The 17,344-nt window shown below is 44.2% G+C and carries 14 protein-coding genes and 1 pseudogene; 12 read left to right on the top strand and 3 right to left on the bottom strand.

Features of this window, described 5'->3' with window-relative positions; genetic code table 11:
• Window positions 1–83: 83 nt before the first annotated feature.
• Window positions 84–176: pseudogene (locus ACSFXJ_RS12755) on the bottom strand (TetR-like C-terminal domain-containing protein); the annotation flags it as partial.
• Between the two features lie 537 nt (window positions 177–713).
• Here ACSFXJ_RS12755 and ACSFXJ_RS12750 point away from each other — a divergent pair.
• From ACSFXJ_RS12750 to ACSFXJ_RS12710, 9 genes are all read left to right on the top strand, one after another.
• Entirely contained in the window at window positions 714–2,213 is a 1,500-nt protein-coding gene (locus ACSFXJ_RS12750; protein WP_435925625.1) for an alpha/beta hydrolase family protein, read from the top strand.
• A gap of 216 nt (window positions 2,214–2,429) precedes the next feature.
• Window positions 2,430–3,296: a GNAT family N-acetyltransferase gene (locus tag ACSFXJ_RS12745; protein ID WP_435925624.1), complete on the top strand. Its 867-nt coding sequence runs from the start codon at window positions 2,430–2,432 to the stop codon at window positions 3,294–3,296.
• Window positions 3,297–3,415: 119 nt separating this feature from the next.
• Window positions 3,416–4,813, top strand: a complete 1,398-nt coding sequence (locus tag ACSFXJ_RS12740) for a catalase (RefSeq protein WP_435925623.1) — start codon at window positions 3,416–3,418, stop codon at window positions 4,811–4,813.
• Between the two features lie 178 nt (window positions 4,814–4,991).
• Window positions 4,992–5,243, top strand: coding sequence for a VOC family protein (locus ACSFXJ_RS12735; RefSeq protein ID WP_435925747.1), 252 nt, complete (start codon window positions 4,992–4,994; stop codon window positions 5,241–5,243).
• 380 nt (window positions 5,244–5,623) lie between these two features.
• Window positions 5,624–6,937, top strand: a complete 1,314-nt coding sequence (locus tag ACSFXJ_RS12730; RefSeq protein WP_435925622.1) for a right-handed parallel beta-helix repeat-containing protein — start codon at window positions 5,624–5,626, stop codon at window positions 6,935–6,937.
• Entirely contained in the window at window positions 6,934–7,479 is a 546-nt protein-coding gene (locus ACSFXJ_RS12725) for a nitrous oxide reductase accessory protein NosL (RefSeq protein ID WP_435925621.1), read from the top strand. The genes ACSFXJ_RS12730 and ACSFXJ_RS12725 overlap by 4 nt, the downstream gene beginning before the upstream one ends.
• A 5-nt stretch (window positions 7,480–7,484) precedes the next feature.
• Complete coding sequence (locus tag ACSFXJ_RS12720) at window positions 7,485–8,306, top strand: ABC transporter permease (RefSeq protein ID WP_435925620.1); 822 nt, start codon at window positions 7,485–7,487, stop codon at window positions 8,304–8,306.
• Complete coding sequence (locus ACSFXJ_RS12715; RefSeq protein ID WP_435925619.1) at window positions 8,299–9,054, top strand: ABC transporter ATP-binding protein; 756 nt, start codon at window positions 8,299–8,301, stop codon at window positions 9,052–9,054. The genes ACSFXJ_RS12720 and ACSFXJ_RS12715 overlap by 8 nt, the downstream gene beginning before the upstream one ends.
• Entirely contained in the window at window positions 9,038–9,586 is a 549-nt protein-coding gene (locus ACSFXJ_RS12710) for a TlpA family protein disulfide reductase (protein ID WP_435925618.1), read from the top strand. Before ACSFXJ_RS12715 ends, ACSFXJ_RS12710 begins: the two co-directional genes overlap by 17 nt.
• Before the next feature lie 79 nt (window positions 9,587–9,665).
• Here the strand turns inward: ACSFXJ_RS12710 and ACSFXJ_RS12705 are convergent.
• Window positions 9,666–11,056, bottom strand: a protein-coding gene (locus ACSFXJ_RS12705) for an IS1182 family transposase (RefSeq protein ID WP_435925617.1) whose coding sequence is annotated in 2 segments (ribosomal slippage) — window positions 9,666–10,474 and window positions 10,474–11,056 — 1,392 coding nt in all. Because the reading frame shifts where the segments join, the coding sequence is not laid out codon by codon here.
• 188 nt (window positions 11,057–11,244) lie between these two features.
• Between ACSFXJ_RS12705 and ACSFXJ_RS12700 the strand changes: the two genes are divergently transcribed.
• The 3 genes from ACSFXJ_RS12700 to ACSFXJ_RS12690 all read left to right on the top strand — a co-directional run bounded on the left by ACSFXJ_RS12700 (window position 11,245) and on the right by ACSFXJ_RS12690 (window position 13,743).
• Complete coding sequence (locus ACSFXJ_RS12700; protein ID WP_435925616.1) at window positions 11,245–12,084, top strand: sensor histidine kinase; 840 nt, start codon at window positions 11,245–11,247, stop codon at window positions 12,082–12,084.
• Window positions 12,081–12,731 carry a response regulator gene (locus ACSFXJ_RS12695; RefSeq protein ID WP_435925615.1) on the top strand — a complete coding sequence of 217 codons (651 nt, stop codon included), beginning with the start codon at window positions 12,081–12,083 and terminating at the stop codon, window positions 12,729–12,731. The genes ACSFXJ_RS12700 and ACSFXJ_RS12695 overlap by 4 nt, the downstream gene beginning before the upstream one ends.
• Before the next feature lie 85 nt (window positions 12,732–12,816).
• The gene (locus tag ACSFXJ_RS12690) at window positions 12,817–13,743 is read left to right on the top strand and encodes a GNAT family N-acetyltransferase (protein ID WP_435925614.1); all 927 of its coding nucleotides are present in this window, start codon (window positions 12,817–12,819) and stop codon (window positions 13,741–13,743) included.
• A 764-nt stretch (window positions 13,744–14,507) separates the two neighbouring features.
• Here the strand turns inward: ACSFXJ_RS12690 and ACSFXJ_RS12685 are convergent.
• Window positions 14,508–16,772 carry an MFS transporter gene (locus ACSFXJ_RS12685; protein WP_435925613.1) on the bottom strand — a complete coding sequence of 755 codons (2,265 nt, stop codon included), beginning with the start codon at window positions 16,770–16,772 and terminating at the stop codon, window positions 14,508–14,510.
• Between the last annotated feature and the right edge of the window lie 572 nt (window positions 16,773–17,344).

Here is a 17,344-nt window from a genome sequence, read left to right as displayed (position 1 = left end):
AGGTCCGCCAGATACCGTCATATCAGCCATTTCCGTCCGTTGGGGCGGAGATGGCTGTTTTCTGTTCGGTCTAAACGAACTTACTATAGAGTTCGCTCCAATAAGGTTCCGACTTGTTTGGCCATGATTTGCGGGGGATACGGCATTTCATTTCTAATCCACCATTCAATGATCCCTGTTGCTCAGCTTTGCCTCCGTTATGGTATCCAGCTTGGATTTTTAGTCATTCCTAAGACGGCGAATCCGGATCGCATGAGCAACAATGCAGAGCTTGATTTTGTGATCAGCGATGCAGATATGGAGACCTTAAAGAATGTAGAGCACATCCAGGATTATGGTGAGCATAGCTTCTTCCCGGTTTTTGGCGGGAAATTAAAGTAAAGCTATTGATAAAATGTTGACGTTATAAAAGTAATTCTTTAAGGACAAAACATAGTCCACATTGAAAGTCGCTATTTTAGCGGCTTTTTTATTTTATCGGTACAAGTTCTTGTACCGATGGCCGTAAAGAACAAGAACTTAGTCCGATTACCGATTAGATGAATATCTAAACAATCCCAAGCTACTTAGAGCTAACGCGCAGATTAAATTGACGTTAACTGATACATTTTGGATTCCGAAATCGTTTTAGTAGCGAAAGGAGGGGGCATAGGCTAGCCTGGAGGATAAGATTGAGACGAACGGAAATGGAATTTCTTGAAAGGAGAATGGAGATGAGGTTGTTTGAACTATTGCTCTTATTGTCAAACATCGGGTTGTTTGCATTAACTGTTCTATTAAAAAAGGAACGGCGTAGAATTCCAGTATCCGTTGCAAGCGGGTTCGCCACACTTTTACTGGTCATTCATTGGACGGTGGAAGGATTCAGAGTTCAGATATTTTTCCCATATTGCATCACGATCATGTTTTTAGCCATTTCAGGTTATAGTTATATTAAAATAAACGGCCTAAAAAAAATCCCACGATTCATATTGGGTTCATCTTATACCGCTATAGCAATAATGCTGGTCGTAACAGCGGGTCTCATGTACGCTTTTCCTGTATTTAAATTACCTGAACCAACAGGCGGATTTAAGGTAGGAACGCTAACTTTTCATTTTGTGGATACGAATAGGGAAGAGATGTTCGACGAAGCCGGAGAAGGTAAGAGAGAATTGATGGTTCAGGTATGGTATCCGGCTCAAGCCGACACCGGCAAGTACGCTCCCTTTGTTCCCGATCCCCGCATTTTACGTTATATGGCCGCGGACTATGGCCTTCCCGGATTTACTTTACAACACCTGAAGTATGTATCCAGTCATTCTTATTCGGGGGCCGAAGTCTCTTCGGCGCAGACTTCATACCCGCTGATCCTTGCGAATCCCGGCAACGGCTCTTCCAGGTTTCTCCACACGTCGCAAGCCGAAAATCTCGCGAGTCACGGATATATCGTGGCCGTGATCGACCACACCTACAATACATTTGCAACCGAATTTCCGGACGGACGAATCACGACCAGCAAAACCAACGACTTATTCACGCCGGGCCAAGATTACCGAACGAGTAGAGAAAATCGCGACAAGTTGGGAGAAGTTCTAACCGGCGATGTCGCATTTGCGCTGGACCAATTCGAGCTCATCCAATCGGGGCAAATTCCAAGTCATCTAAAAGGGAGGATTGATCTTCGTCATGTCGGGGTGTTCGGCCATTCCATCGGCGGAGCGACGGCCTATGACGCTTCTTACGATCCGCGCATCGCGGTTGGAATAGACCTCGATGGAGGGCTTTATCGGCTGCGTGACAGAGAGGGTCTGCGAAAACCGTTTTTGTTCATCCACTCGGAAAGCTATTTCGAAAAATTAAAAATGGTGATGGATAACCGGGGTTACAAGGATGCAGAGCTTAGCCGTATAGGCTCAACTAGAGAGTGGGAGGATCAAGTAACCGAAGATAAAAGGTTGGAGCTTGAACGGATGCGCGAAACGGTCGTTGAAGGGGGAGAAGTCCTCTATATCGAAAATACGGAGCATTTGAATTTTGCCGACGTACAGTTCATTTCTCCGGTTTTCAACATGCTGGGCATTACAGGAGAGATTGCGCCCGAAAGAGCAACCTCCGTTATCAATGCCTATATGCTTGATTTCTTCGATATGTATTTGAAAAATCAGGGCGGTATCTTAATGAATGGACCGGATAGCCGCTTTCCGGAAGTGAAGTTCGTAACCTCGCTATAAATTACGGGGAACGTTGGTACTATTATAAACGTCAATCAGGGTGGTAACGCGGAGCAGCTCCGTCCCTAATGGGATGGGGCTTTTTGGCGTCTTCATAAAATAAATATTACATTGGAGGGTTATCGAATGAGAAAATTGTGGTTATTAAACCGTTACAAAGAATGATTATTTGGTATAATTTGGATACCGTTGAACGGATGAAAGGGTGATATTGCAATGCAATTCAAGTTGTATACGGATGTGCATGAGTTTTACAATGATACCTATGATGTGCTGATGCGTCATGAAGCACAAAATTTGATTCCTCTTGGCAATATCATAATCGGGCATGAAGGAAAAGACAAAACAGACTGGCGTGACCCTGTAAATTGGCTTATGGCAACTATTTCGGATGCTAAGGGCATACAACTTACCGCCATAATGACACCGCCACACAATATTACGCTTTATGCAACAGACAACATCATTAACCGGGAAGCTATAAACTGTCTGATAGATGGGCTGAAAGACCGTGAAATTCCAGGTGTGATGACCGAAAAAAACTTGGCAGCGTATTTTGCCAAAGAATATACCTTACGCAAGGGAAAAACCTTTAAAACAGCCATGAGCCAACGTATATATGAACTTACGTCAGTAAACCCGGACATTCAAAAGGTTGGTATCGTTCGATTGCTGAATGAAAAGGATATTCACTTTTTCCCATACTGGGCTGAAGCATTTTATGCAGCGGAGACTTATGGCAAAACAGTAATGTCCATCCCGCAAGATGCAGACTCTTACCTCTACCGAATAGCATCGAAAAAACTCTATATTTTAGAGGACAACGGGATACCCGTTTCTATGGCAGGATATACAAGGGAAATGCAAACGGCTATTGGCGTGGCATTTGTATATACCCCTCCATATGAGCGCAGGAAGGGTTACGCTACTTCCATTGTGGCGCAAATAAGCCAACTTGCATTGGATAAAGGTTTTACCAAGTGCGTCTTATATACGGACTTAGCAAATCCCACATCGAATAGCATCTATCAAAAGATAGGCTATACGCCAATATGCGATTCGCTCCAGTTAAAATTTGAATAGTATAATGATAAAGCCCATATAATCAATGATCGTGGATGAAATACAATTTGACTTGCTGTCATAGCCGTACATAGCCATGCATATATATCCCCGAGAATGTAGGTATGGGGGGCGGATCAATGGAAGGTAACAATGCTAACCATCAGACAAACGGTCGAAGCTGGCAGGGGGGCCATGCTCCATCACAATGGAATGCTATGCAGTCGCCGGAACACCATTCGCAGACGGTAGGCGAACGGGGACCGATTCTGGAACAGGACAGCATGCTGCATGAAACACTAGAAACCTTTGTCCACGAAAAGATATTAGAGCGTCCGGTCCACGTAAAGGGGTTTGGTGCCATGGGTTATTTTGAAACCCTTCATTCGATGGCCGCTTATACGAACCTGTGCTTCTTGCAGCAGCCGGGACAACGGGTACCCGTTACAGTTCGTTTCTCATTTGCGGTCAGCAACAAAGGGACACCAGATACATCCCGCAACGTGCGTGGATTCTCGACGAAATTTTATACCGAGCATGGCGTTTTCGATCTGCTTTGTAATCATATCCCTGTGTTCCTCGTACGAGACCCGATCCGGTTCCCTGAATCAATTCATGCATTCCTGCCATCACCAGTTAACAATCTCATCGATCCGAATCGATTCTGGGGTTTCATTGCTACTGCGCCGGAGGCAACCCATTTCGTTGTACGTCTATACTCGGACGAAGGAACGGTCAAGAGCTTCCGCCATATGCCAGGACACAGTGTTAACACCTATGTTTGGAAAAATGCACAGAATGTCCGCTTCTACGTCAAATATCGCTGGATTCCGTTGGCTGGAGAGCAATATATCGATGCGCAAGAAGCGGCTCGTTTGGCCTGCGAGAACCCGGATTATTCGGGTAAAGATCTGTATGACTCGATTGCCAAAGGCACACCAGTCCAATACGGGCTGTATGTGCAGTTGATGAACCCACAGGATGAGGCGACGCTGCCGTTCGATCCGCTGGATGACACGAAAGTGTGGGATGTGCGTCAATTACCGCTGCTGCCAGTTGGTCGACTCGTATTGGATAAGAACCCTACTAATTATCAGGAGCAGGTCGAGAAGCTGGCATTCTCCCCGTCAAATCTTCTGGAAGGTGCCGAGCTGTCCGATGATAAAATGCTGCAAGGCCGCAGCAATATTTATTGGGATTCACAGCGGCATCGCCTTGGATCGGATTTCCGCAAAATTCCGATTAACCATCAAGCAAACTGGTCACCGAGTGAACAGGTAACGAGCGGAGCAGGGCGCTACGTAGCCGGCCGGCTCGTTCGATCAGATATTCCGAAGGCCGATAACTTCACGCAAGCGGGACAATTTTACCAATCTCTCTCACAAGTTCAACAGGATCATCTTGTTCAGAACCTCGCTGGTGACTTATCGGCGGCTTCACAGGAGATTCAGAGGGTTGTGTTAGGCTATTTATTCCAAGCTGATGCAACATTAGCCGACAGGGTTGCACATCAGATCGCTGCTCCGAAGAAGGGATGATTTACGCAATTACATGAGGATGAGTGAGGTCAATCAATCATAATTATTGAAAACTGTTATACCTCCACAATTATCGTGGCGTAAGAATATAATTTCTATCAAAGCCGCTAAATTAGCGGCTTTTTGGTTTTATTGGTACAAGTTCTTGTACGGGACGCCGTTGTTCGACTTTGCAAACATGAGTATTAACTTGCTTGATATTGCTGCTGCGGAGGGTCTCATAGCTCCAGAAGCGGTCGCAAATCAAAAGGCAGGGTCACGGTTCCAATTCACCATTCGGATAGACGACGTGGATGCTGTCTGCGCCGAGCTTAATGCACGTGGCGTCACTCTACTCAACGCTCCATTGAACCGGCCATGGGGAGTACGGACTGCTAGCTTCGTCGATCCGGGCGGTCATATTTGGGAGATTGCGCAACAATTAACATAGAAAGGATGCAAAGTGGTCATTATTCGAACGGAGAACTTTAGTTGAATAAAATAAACATCAATCGGCAGCCGGCCAAAAAGACGGTTGCTTTTATTTGTTTTAAGGGCAGAATGCGCGTATAGGAAACTTACTTTCAGAAAAGTAGAACGGCTGTCAGGCAGCATCCATCCTTACGACACATATCCTTCACATTAATTCTGATATTTATGAAAAATATCACTCGAGCGGGCTATATCATACATAATTGGTTTGATTTATTATCTTATGGAAATAATTTAAATAGAACAAAGGAAAGGAGGATAACTATCCATTATACATATCGTAAAAATTATAAAATTAGAAGAAGCGTATTAATCTCCATTATTTTAGTAGGATATCTAATGTCTATTTTATCTTTTGAAATAACAGCAGCAGAAGCTAAGGAAGAAGCCAACCCTTCACTCCAGGACATTGTCGACAAGGCGAAGCCTGGGGATCGCATTATGTTATCGAAAGCGGTATATTCCGGACCGGTCGTGATCAATAAAAGGATGGATCTTGAGGGAGAGGAGGGCGTATCTCTGATCAATGAATCTCCCACACCCGCGATAACCATAGAAGCCGAAGGTGTATCCATACAAGGAATCCGCAATTTACAGAAACACGAAGGGGAAGAATCCTCAGCAATTTCTGTCCAAGCAAATGGAGTTGTTTTAAGGAATTTAGAGATTTCAACCCGCGGATTTGGAATTCTTCTAAAGAATGCCGACGATGGAGTCTTAGAAGATAACTTCATTACTTGGGACAGAAGCCAGGGGGCATCAACGTTAAGTGAGAAAGGAAACGGAATCGATCTATTTAAGTCAAACAATAACCGAATTAAAAACAATAAAATAGCGAATATGCGGGATGGAATATACCTGGATAACAGTAGGAATTTGGATGTGTTCAACAACTACATTTTCGGTTCGCGTTACGGAATCCATTGTATGTACATTGATGGAACAAAAATTATCGGAAACATCGGCGAATTCAATGTCACCGGGGCAATGATCATGGGTGTACGCGATGTAGTGGTCTCGAACAATTCCTTCGTTAAGCAAAGGAACAATGTAAATTCGCAAGGCATTCTGCTGTATGATGTTCAAGGATCTACCGTTGAAAAGAATGCGATTGAAGGAAACCGCGTCGGGATTTATCTTGAGCGTTCCAGTAAAAACGAGCTGAGAAACAATTCGATTTACAGAAATTTTATAGGTATCCAATTTGTGAGTGCAGAGAAAAACATCATTCATAATAACGATTTTGTTGCCAATGTTATTGAAGCTGAGGCAACGGATAGCGAATCAAATCAAATTGAGGAGAACTTTTGGGATACGGCTCAGGTTCTCGATATGAACAATGACGGAAATAGCGATATCCAATATTCAATCAATCCGTTCTATCGCAATTTAATCTCTGAAACTCCGGCCTTTCAGCTTTTTTTTCAATCGCCAGGAATTAGTTTCTTAAGCGGAATGGTTGAGCAAGATAATCAGCATACCTGGACCACGGACAGTTCTCCGAGTCTGAAACTGAATCAGCCCGTACTGACATCGAACTCTATCGTTGATGACAAACCGCTTCCAGATAAAGTTTTCTTGATGATAGTTTCTTCTATGCTGTTGTTGATATCCATATTAACCATACTCTATTCAAGGGGGCAAAAAACATGAAAAAGGGAATCTTTGCTTTGAGTTTAATTTTCGTCTTAATAGCCATTACCGGCTGCGGAAAGAAAACGTATCAACCGCAAGCCATCAATGAAGATGTTGATGTGTGCGTAATTTGTAACATGCAAGTCAAGGATGATGCCTTTGCAACACAGATCGTAACGAAAGAAGGTAAGAGTCTCAAATTTGACGATATTGGATGCATGAATGAATGGAAATCGAAAAATGGCACTAGTGAAATCGGAATGGAGTTTGTTCGTGATTACAACGATAAAGAATGGATCGAGTACGGAAAGGCGGCTTATGTCTATGATGCTTCCATTCGTACGCCGATGGCTTATGGGCTAATAAGTTTTAAAGACCAAAAATCCGCAGAACAATTCATTCAAGAGCAGGGTGTAGGTCAATTGCTGAGCTCGGAAGAACTCGCCAACCACACATGGGAACAAAGTTCGGATATGATGGACATGCATAGCGAAGGGGAAAACCACGAAGGGGCACACACCCATGATGGTAATATGAGCGAAGACAAATCAGGACATTGATTGCCATGTCGGATTTGCTGCAGGTTGCAAAGAAAGAAATAAAGATCGGATTTAGAAACCCTTGGGCGTACTCCTTCTTAATATTGTTCTCCGTATTCAGCCTGAGTTTATTATTAGTTAATTCTCAAAATGAGATCAGCGGCTACTCCGGTGTTACCGGGTCGATATTAAGCTTGACACTATATTTACTTCCCTTAATGTCTCTATTTCTGGGATCCTTCTCATTAACTGCGGAAAAAGAAGAGGGAAGCTGGCAGTTGCTATCTGCCTATCCACTTGGGACGATCTCCTTTATCTTAGGTAAATACATCGGTTTGTCCGTTGTATTGTTGACTATCGTTTCCTTTGGTTATGGATTAATGGGATTAATTACTGGGTTGAATGGTAAAATGTTTGAAATCAATACTTATCTGCTCTTTCTCTCATTTTCATATGGATTGGTTCTGCTATTCCTAACGATCGCGCTATGGATCGGCTCTTTGGCAAAGAATCGTTGGCAAGCATTGACGGTATCGGTTTTGATCTGGTTCTTTACGGTCATTGCTTGGCCTACGATTTTAATCGCAGTCCTGGGGATCCTTCCATACTTATGGATCAAACCGCTTCTCATTATATTCACATTCTTAAATCCTGCTGAATTCGTAAGACTATTTGTCGTGATCAAGCTTGGAGGCGGTGCTGTTCTTGGACCCGAATATTACAAATGGGTAAGCTGGATTCACAGCTCTAGCGGCAGTTTTTCATTTTTCGTCCTCTTTTTCATCTGGTTGCTTTTCACTTTAACATGCGTTTGCTGGATCTGGGAAAGGAGGAGATCCCGTGTCTGAACACTTTGTTATTGCTTCAAATATAAATAAAACGATACAAAGCCAAAAGATTGTTAGGAATATTTCCTTTCAGCTAAATAAGGGCAGTATAGTCGGATTATGCGGCGGTAATGGGGCAGGAAAAAGCACCGTTCTGCGCATGGTAGCGGGGATTCTTCAACCCACCTCCGGAGAAATCGTCATAAACGGGCTACAATGGAAAAACAACAGAAAAAAGTATGCGGAACAAATCGGGTATATGCCTGATGATTTTCAGTTCCCCCAGGGGATGACGGCCCAAGAGATTTTATCTTTCTGGGCATCTTTACGCAAGGTACCTGAACAAAGGGTTCAGGAAGTTTTGAGTCTTGTTGGTCTGGCTAATCAAAAGAACAAACTCGTCAGCACTTTTTCCAAAGGGATGCGGCAACGCGTTCTCTTTGCACAAGCGATTCTGTCCAAGCCGGCCTTGCTGATCATGGACGAGCCGACCAATGGTCTTGATCCTTATTGGATGAAGGAGTTTGTGAACCTGGTCAAAACCGTACAAACACAAGGGCAGACGGTGCTCTTTTCCACCCACCAACTTGATATTGCCGAAGAGCTTGCGGACTATGTCCTTTTTCTGAATGAAGGGCAAAACTGTGGTGAAGGATCGGTTGAAGAATATAATCAATTGTTCGGCGAATTTCCACTACACAAGGCGTTTCAGCATAGTATGGAACTCATCACAAAGAACGAGAAAATAGGCGATGAAGATGAAGATTAATTTGAGATCGGGGTTGACCCTTTTATCAGGTCTATTAGCACTGTTAGCAGTTATCTATGTAGTTATATCCGGAAGTCACAATCGTCAGGACCAACCAACAACCAAACGTTTGAATATTGGCGTAACTGCACCGGATTTTCAAGCGACAAATACCCTAGGGGAAAAGATCGCTCTATCTGATTTTCGCGGAAAGTCCGTCGTGATCAACTTTTGGGCGTCCTGGTGCGGACCCTGTGTGAACGAGATGCCGCTCATTAATCGTGTTTTTCAAGATAGCGATTCCGATGTCGAAACCCTATTTGTAAATGTGGGAGAGTCCAAAGGAACCGTAAATGAGTTTTTAACCCAGCAACAATTCGATTTCCCTGTTATTATCGACGCTACCGGTAAAATATCAGGTATGTACGCCGTTACAGGGTTGCCTGTTACTTATATTCTTGATAAGGAAGGTAAAGTCGCACACTCGATAATCGGTGAAATAAGTAGTGAAGATCAACTATACAATTATCTTGAAAACGCCAAAGAGGATTAAATTAAATTTAATCCTCAGATTGTCGAGAAACCCACGTCTTTGAGACGGTGGGTTTCTCTTTTTTATTTGCAGTGTACTCTCAAGGTTTATAAAGAGGGGATCCCCACTTTTCCAGGCGATCCAGATGGATCGCCATCTTCTTCATGTTCTGCACAGCGGCCGTCATCAAAGCTTGTTCTTTGACGTTAGCCAATCCGCGTAAACGGCAATAGCGAAACCCATGGAGCTCTTTGGCATCCGCGAAGCTTCGCTCAATCGTTTCTTTTCGTTTGCGGTACAACTGTTTGCCGTCACGGCTCAGCCGGTTGTTTCGTACCCACTCTTTGCTGTCCTCCCATACGTGACGGGTCAACACCTTTCGGTGGTTACGGGAATGAGTGCATTGCGCAAGCATAGGACATTGTTTGCAATGCTCCGGGTCCGACGCATACTGTCGGTAACCCTTTCGGTCGGTCGTCCGGTATGTCAGACGGTGCTCTGCTGGACAGATATAAGTGTTGTTTTCGGCGTCGTAAATAAACTTCCACTTCGGAAATAGGCCTTGCTTGGGGTGAAATCTCCGGTGTGCAATCACTGCAAAAATTTTTCGTTCTTGTAAACCACGGCAAATCGGCGTCGTTAAATAACCCGAATCCAGCGCTACAGCTTCTACTCGAAAACCAAAACGTTCTCTCTGACGGTCTAAACGAGATAAATACGGAACCGAATCATGGACATTTCCCGGCGTGATGTGGACATCGGTAATGAGATTGTATTTGAGATCCACCGTCCGGTGGTCGAGATAAAAGAACCCTTCTGGCTTTCCGTCACGAACCATATAGCCGCTCTCTGGATCTGTGGTGCTCACTTTAATTTCCTTGGTTTCACTCACTTCCTCTCGCTCTTTTAGGGCTTTTTTCCATGCGCTTTACGGTCCTCCGTGACGGCTCCATTGAGTTCGTCAATATAGTCCTTGGTGTTTTGCAGAACTTCCTGCTTGGTATATTGGTGCTTGTTGGCGTTGGCTTTCACATGAGTCGAATCGGTGATAAGTACGCGTCCGCCCACCATTTTATGTGAAATGGCTTGGAGAACGATTTCATCAAAGATCTCTTGAAAAATATCCGTATCCTTAAAGCGAGTTCGCCGGTTCCAGCTAATCGTCGAATGGTCTGGGACTTTATCGGTCAGGCCCAGACCCAAAAACCAACGATAAGCCAAATTGGTTTGAACCTCTCGTTCCAACTGGCGTTCGGAGCGAATGCCATAAAAATAGCCGAGAAAAATCATCTTAAACAGGATGACTGGATCAATGGCCGGGCGTCCATTGTCCGCACAATACAGGGGCTGAACCTTTTTTTCAATAAAAGAGAAGTCGATATACTTGTCTACTTTACGCAGCAAGTGATCTTGTGGAACCAGTTCTTCGATCGAAACGAATTCATAGCTTTGTTGTTTTTCCCGATTAGATCTCAGCACCAAAAACACCATCCGTTCATGAGTAGTTACATATATTATACAACATTAACGCGGTGCCGTCTTAAATTAATTGAATCAAAAGAAGGCCGTCGAGACTTTCTCGACAGCCTGAGGATTAAATTAAATTTAATCCTCTTTTCCTTGAGTTTACGATATGCTTTGATATAAATATAGATTGGAATTTGGGGAGTTGTTCGTGCATGACGTATAAACAAATCAAATGGATGATTTTATTCGTACCGACATTGATTGTAGGCTTATGGGAATATGTCCGGCACCAGTTTCTCATGCCTTATATTTCTATGAACTTGGGGAACTGGCTTACGCCAATCTTAGTATATCTCGTTAGTGTGACTCTTCTAAACCAATTGTTCAATCAACTGGAAAGGATTCAACTTGAGCTTCAAGCTGAGCGGGCACAAAAGGCAGCGCTTCAGGCCCGTGAGCAACTGGCCAAAGAGCTTCACGACGGAATAGCTCAATCGCTGTTTTTGCTGTCTGTTAAGGTTGATCAACTTGAGCACACAACAGATCGACAAATCCATGAAGAATCGGTTTATACGGTTCGAAAGACCGTTCACGAAGTGAATCGATATGTTAGACAAGCCATTGCAAACCTTAGATATTCTACTACGGACAATAATGATATGATCATCAAGGAAACGTTAAGGGATAAAGTCAAGCAAGTAGCTGATGAAGTGCTTATCCCTATTGAAATAGAATGGAGCATACCTGAAGATGCTATGAATTCGAAGGAAAAGATTGAGATATTAGCCTGTATTCGCGAGGCGGTCGTAAACATTCAAAAGCATGCACGTGCTTCAAAGGGCTGGATAGCGGCACATGGGGATGAATCGGATTGGGTAGTAACCATAAAAGATAATGGAGAGGGATTTCGGGAAGAACTTGTAGATTCGAAAGAAAGCTATGGGCTGAACATTATGAAAGATCGCGTGGAAGATATGAAATGGCAGCTTCGAATATTTAATGATCATGCGCTGACAACACTTAAGATACAAAAGGGAGGAGGCGAGGAATGAAAACACGAGTATTAGTCGCAGATGATCATGCCCATGCCAGGGAAGCGATATGTGACATCATTTCTGCGGACGACCGGTTTGAAATTGTAGGTGTTGTTGCAAGTGGCCAGGAAGCTATTGATTTCACGGAACAATGGATGCCTGATTTGATTTTAATGGATATTCAAATGCCTGGTATGGACGGTTTGGAAACGACGCAGCGCATCAAACTGCGCTTTCCCTACGTGAAGATTGTTATGATCACAGTTTCGGATGACATGTTTCATCTTTTGGAGGCTTTAAAGCGAGGAGCGCAAGGTTATCTGCTCAAAAATCTGGCACCCTCAACATGGATAAAGTACTTAAACTCCATTGTGAATGAAGAAGCCCCTTTAAGCCGAGAGCTGGCCTTTGAAATTTTGAAGGATGTATCACTTGCGAATAAGAGAGACGTTGATGAATCTTTGACGTTAAGAGAAAAGGAAATATTAAGTAACGTGGCGGATGGGCTGACTAATAAAGAAATCGCTGAAAAGCTAGTGATATCGGAACATACAGTCAAAAACCATTTAAAAAACATTTTGCAAAAGCTGCAGGTTCAAAACAGAGTCCAGTTAACACGCTATGCTTTAGAGCAGGGGCTTATATCCGGAAAAAAGAGAATTTGAAGCCATGGGATCGGTGTTTTGAAGATAGGAAGAAAATGGTTTTTATGCTAGACTGTCTAAAAATAGCATATAAGGAGTTTAGATAATGACAAAAACGACCTATCGTCTACGTCGTCCTAACATGGATGACGCCCAGGCAGTTTGTGACCTGGTGGCCGCCTGCGATACCGAAGACCTGGGTGCTCCGGATATCGTACTGGACGATATCTTGGACATGTGGTCCGGCTTTGATCTCGACAAGCAGGTGTGGGTTGTCGAAGATTCCGAATCCAAGCTGACCGGTTATGCTTTTCTTGAAGAAGACAGCGAAGAAAAGTTGTTCAGCTATGGATGCGTTATGCCTGCTGCACGCGGCAATGGTATCGGTTCGATGCTCGTGAAGGCGCTTGAAACGTATGCTGCCGAGCTTCGGAGAGAATCCGGGGTACCCAAGCGTTTGCAAAGCATGATTCCCACGTTATGCAAAGACGCCGTCCGGTTATTTGAGAGCAGGGGCTTTGCCCCGGTCCGGTACTTTAAACGCATGGGAATCCGGCTTAATGCCGAGCCGGCGCCGGCCAACTTGCCGGACGGGTTCACTGTCGGGCCATATGTGAAAGGGGCTGACGAGCGAGCGGTCTATGAAGCTTATATCGAATCTTTCGCGGACCATTGGGATTTTGCGGAACCGTCTTTTGAGAAATGGCTGGAAAAGACGCAGCTGCCCACCTTCAATGAACAGTGGTGGATGATCGCTCGGGACTCGGATGGAAGTGTTGCAGGATTTGCGCTCGCCCGCATGCGTGATGATTTGTTGTTCATAGAGAAGATCGGTGTTCGCCGTCCGTTCCGCGGACGCGGTCTTGCGCTCGCGTTGCTGCAGACCGTGTTTAAGGCTTCCTACCGTGCAGGTCAGCAGCTTGTCTCGCTAGGCGTGGATGCGGCCAATCCTTCGGGAGCCTATCGTCTCTATGAGAAGGCCGGAATGAAGCCGGAAAATGAAATCAGCATCTACGAGAAGAGCCTGAGCTAAACAAACCGGTCGAAGCCTTGCTATGGTTTGACCATCTTTCATAGGTTTAAGGAAGCCAAGAAAATAGGAACGGAGGATAAATGGGTGAAGATACAACTATTGGTACTGTTCATTTCTATTGGTGGAGTAGTATTAGCGACATTCATTTCTATGTTTGCTGTGCTACGATTAAAAAAGAGACATCAAATGGCGAATGACGAACAGAACAATAATAGAAAAGTAAACTTAACCATACCGTCTAAAACATATGAAGTTGAACTCCATCAATCACTCATTCAGGACTGGCGAAGAGGGAAGAAGAGCCTTCTAAAAATAAGGTGAATTATAGAATTATGGGTGAGTTCATAATAGTATAACTGTTGAAGGTCGCTATTTTAGCGGCTTTTTTATTTTATCGGTACAAGTTCTTATCCCGCGCCAAGGACAAGAACTTGTGTTTTGGCAATTCTTCGATCCGTTTTTGCCATGATAACTCCTCCAATATTTCTTCGACAATGAACAATTTCATTTCATGTGTTGAAATATCAAATAAAAACGATTTTATTAGCCATTGAATGAATACTCCTAATTTTTACAATACAAGACATGTTGATTAAACAATCCGTTTTGATAATCATCCATTGTAGGTTTAACTAAAAAAAGGGATGAGTATTTATTTATAGAAGGAAGAGGAATCATTATGGCAACCATGAAAGATAAAGTAGTAATTGTAACGGGAGTACGGTCAGGCATTGCGCGTTTATCATTTATTAGGTCATTTGCTGTTAGAGTTTGTTGTTACGAATACCGATGTCCTTAATCAAAACGTTACCTTTCGCGGTTTTGTCAAAAACAAAGCTGATTTTTCTGATTCCCTGCGGCACCAAGTTGGAGTTCGCTTCGATAAAGTCCGACACATCAAAGGTGAAGTTTTGAAAAATCGGCTCCTTGATTGTCTGAAAGAATCCAAGCGGCCGTTTTGTGAGGACTCCTTCAAACATGGGAAGTAGGGGAGAAACGTGGCTTAACGGCAAGCGGCTGACGTTTCCATTTTTATCTTCCACAGATACCGTCAAATCGACTAACGCGTCCGTTTCACCGGTCTTACGATCTGCATCATTGTTTGCTATCGAAAATACTATGGTGCTTTTCTCAGACATTTCGATACCCGAATCGGGCAGAATGACTTTGTAGGCAGGAGTGGATGGTGCAGCCGTGTTATCCCATTCCAAGGAAACTGCGCTGTATTGGTCATCCGTAAGTTCCATTTTCACTTTGCCTTCCTTCCAGGCTTTGAGTGACTCTCCTTCCAAGCGTCCACCGGGCAACGTCGTTGTCCCAGGGTCGTAATCCTCTTCATAGCTGCTGATCATAGTGGTGTTCCCATCCCAATAATTGCTAATATACATCGTTTCGGGGAGCCATTCCCTGGCGTAACCCAGATCTTTAAACACCGTTCGGTATTGGTCATTTTCCTTGAGTGTGGCCTCTAAAAAGGATGAGATCAGCACTTCTGCCGCGCGGAACTGTTGTTCACCAGGGAGAAGTTCGGCGTTGTTAAACAGCATGTTCCCAACCCCTACAGCATCGTGTCTTCCCCATACAGTGTTGAACTGTCCATGATTCGCACCATAAATGTAAACATAAGTTTTGAAGAATTCGTTGTTATCTGAGAATTGAGTACGGTAATATTGATTCGCTCCAGCAAAAGAATTAACGTCCATATCGTTGGAGCCGTGCAGGGCCAAATAGTTTATGTCCTGGAGTTCAATGGGTTGACCGCTCGGTTTGTATTGCATGTCGGTACCAGCAATTGAGATAAGGGAACGAATGTTGAAATGGTAGTCGAACTTGATGTTTGCGTCCTCGGGATATGTCGTCAATTCATTATAAGCTGCAGCTATTGCAATAGCTTCGCCCCCCCGAGAATGTCCCATCAGCGCGATATGTTGCATGTCGACTTGGCCATAGAACGGATTTCCTTCAACGGAGTTCCACTCATCCCACGTCTTTAAATGCTCCAGTAACAACCAGCCTCTAGCGCGATTCTCGTCTTTCAATCCATCGAGAATAAACAGATCGTCGTACGGAGAAATATTCAGAAAATTCTCATCAATCGAAGCCAAAATATATCCACGACTTGCTAGCAAATTGCCCAAATAGGCATAGCCCGGATCGGAAAAGTCGGTCGCGAGATGGTTACCGTGTACAATTAACACTAGCGGGAAGGGGCCATCGCCATCAGGATACCAAACCGTGCCGTTTAACGGCATGGCTTCCGGACCAAAGCCAAAAGTGTTTGTGCGCCGGGAACTCCAGTTGCCCACAAAGGCAGAACCGTCGACGGATTCTGTCGTAAGTCGTCCTTCGACGTCAAGATCCTTACGGTACGTTGGATCACTTGCATAGGTTATGGATTTTACGCGAAATGCTCCGGGTTCCGCCGGATCGGCCATTGTCGTCTGGTATTGCTCCGATGTTTTAACGGTTTGCAGTGGGTAGGGAACTTGAAGCTCAGCATGACCATCGCTCGTGAGCCAGTATCCCAGCACGCAGATGAAAACGAAGACTGCAGCAGCGCCTCCGCCTGCGGTTACTCTCACCCATCTTGCGGCATCGCGGTATGCTCCCTTCATTAAGCGGTAAAGCAAGGCGCCAAGCAGGGAAGAGGAAAGGATGATGGAAAAAAGAACAAGCAACGTTAGAGGCATGGGGCCTAAAAAGCTGATCAGCAGCAAACAAAACGAAGCCGTCATAAACCATATGTAACGGGAAGGTATTTTTTTCGCCCAATGCAACAGCCCGGCAGCGATGCCCGTAACAATCAGGATTGCAACCAGGGATAGTAAGGTACCTACGAAGTAGTCCGTAATGCCCCGTGATCCAAGATAATAGTACGCTTGCACGAATACAATGCATAACGTTACGAGAGTTAAAGTGAGTACAGCTCCCTTCCAACTTGAGTCAAGGGGAGGGACACTTGGTAGAGAAAGCTTAGGTAACACCCTTCCTTTAACTCTCTTTTGAGTATTTGAACTGATTATTTTCATGGATGTTCCGCCTTTCGAATTCTGTTCAGTTCGCTTACACGATTTAACGCTGGATAAATTCTGTGGTAAACGAAATTTCATTCAATGGACTTTCATTTTTCATACTTAGTCATTTCAGACGCTAGTGCAAAGTGGGTTTTTCTCTGAATTGATTATCGTGGCATGGGAAATCCGAGAGTCAACTTAGAAAAGTATAAGGCAAAATTGAATTGGTAACCTCCGTCTGGAGGCGGACTTCGATCCAGATCTAAAGTTTTTGAAGTACGGCTACCGCGAGGGAGTCAAATGCTTGAATAAGAATTTCCTTTCTACATATGAATTGGAATTTTCTTTCTTTATCATGATCGATATGAAAGCAAGCGCGCCAACTGGGAAATAAACAAGCCGCCGATCCATGTCCCTACAGTGATGCCAACATTAGAAAAGGAAACAAATAAGCTGTTGCCGAATTCGGGTGCTTCTTTCGCATCAGTCATAGGCTTGACTTAAAACAAGCCCATTTTCCACCTTTTTTCCAGAGGAACGACTGACAGCGGTCGCAAGCGCAATCGAAAAAAAGACAGGATGAAAAA

This window comes from Paenibacillus salivarius (assembly GCF_051307165.1).
Lineage (GTDB): Bacteria > Bacillota > Bacilli > Paenibacillales > Paenibacillaceae > Fontibacillus.
The sequence above is the reverse complement of the archived record's forward strand: the minus strand, read 5'-3'. Positions and strand labels throughout refer to the sequence as shown.

Coding starts and splice junctions, on each gene's coding strand:
- ACSFXJ_RS12750 (WP_435925625.1), top strand. CDS start 714: ATGAGGTTGTTTGAACTATTGCTCTTATTGTCAAACATCGGGTTGTTT.
- ACSFXJ_RS12745 (WP_435925624.1), top strand. CDS start 2,430: ATGCAATTCAAGTTGTATACGGATGTGCATGAGTTTTACAATGATACC.
- ACSFXJ_RS12740 (WP_435925623.1), top strand. CDS start 3,416: ATGGAAGGTAACAATGCTAACCATCAGACAAACGGTCGAAGCTGGCAG.
- ACSFXJ_RS12735 (WP_435925747.1), top strand. CDS start 4,992: ATGAGTATTAACTTGCTTGATATTGCTGCTGCGGAGGGTCTCATAGCT.
- ACSFXJ_RS12730 (WP_435925622.1), top strand. CDS start 5,624: ATGTCTATTTTATCTTTTGAAATAACAGCAGCAGAAGCTAAGGAAGAA.
- ACSFXJ_RS12725 (WP_435925621.1), top strand. CDS start 6,934: ATGAAAAAGGGAATCTTTGCTTTGAGTTTAATTTTCGTCTTAATAGCC.
- ACSFXJ_RS12720 (WP_435925620.1), top strand. CDS start 7,485: ATGTCGGATTTGCTGCAGGTTGCAAAGAAAGAAATAAAGATCGGATTT.
- ACSFXJ_RS12710 (WP_435925618.1), top strand. CDS start 9,038: ATGAAGATGAAGATTAATTTGAGATCGGGGTTGACCCTTTTATCAGGT.
- ACSFXJ_RS12700 (WP_435925616.1), top strand. CDS start 11,245: ATGACGTATAAACAAATCAAATGGATGATTTTATTCGTACCGACATTG.
- ACSFXJ_RS12695 (WP_435925615.1), top strand. CDS start 12,081: ATGAAAACACGAGTATTAGTCGCAGATGATCATGCCCATGCCAGGGAA.
- ACSFXJ_RS12690 (WP_435925614.1), top strand. CDS start 12,817: ATGACAAAAACGACCTATCGTCTACGTCGTCCTAACATGGATGACGCC.
- ACSFXJ_RS12685 (WP_435925613.1), bottom strand. CDS start 16,772: ATGAAAATAATCAGTTCAAATACTCAAAAGAGAGTTAAAGGAAGGGTG.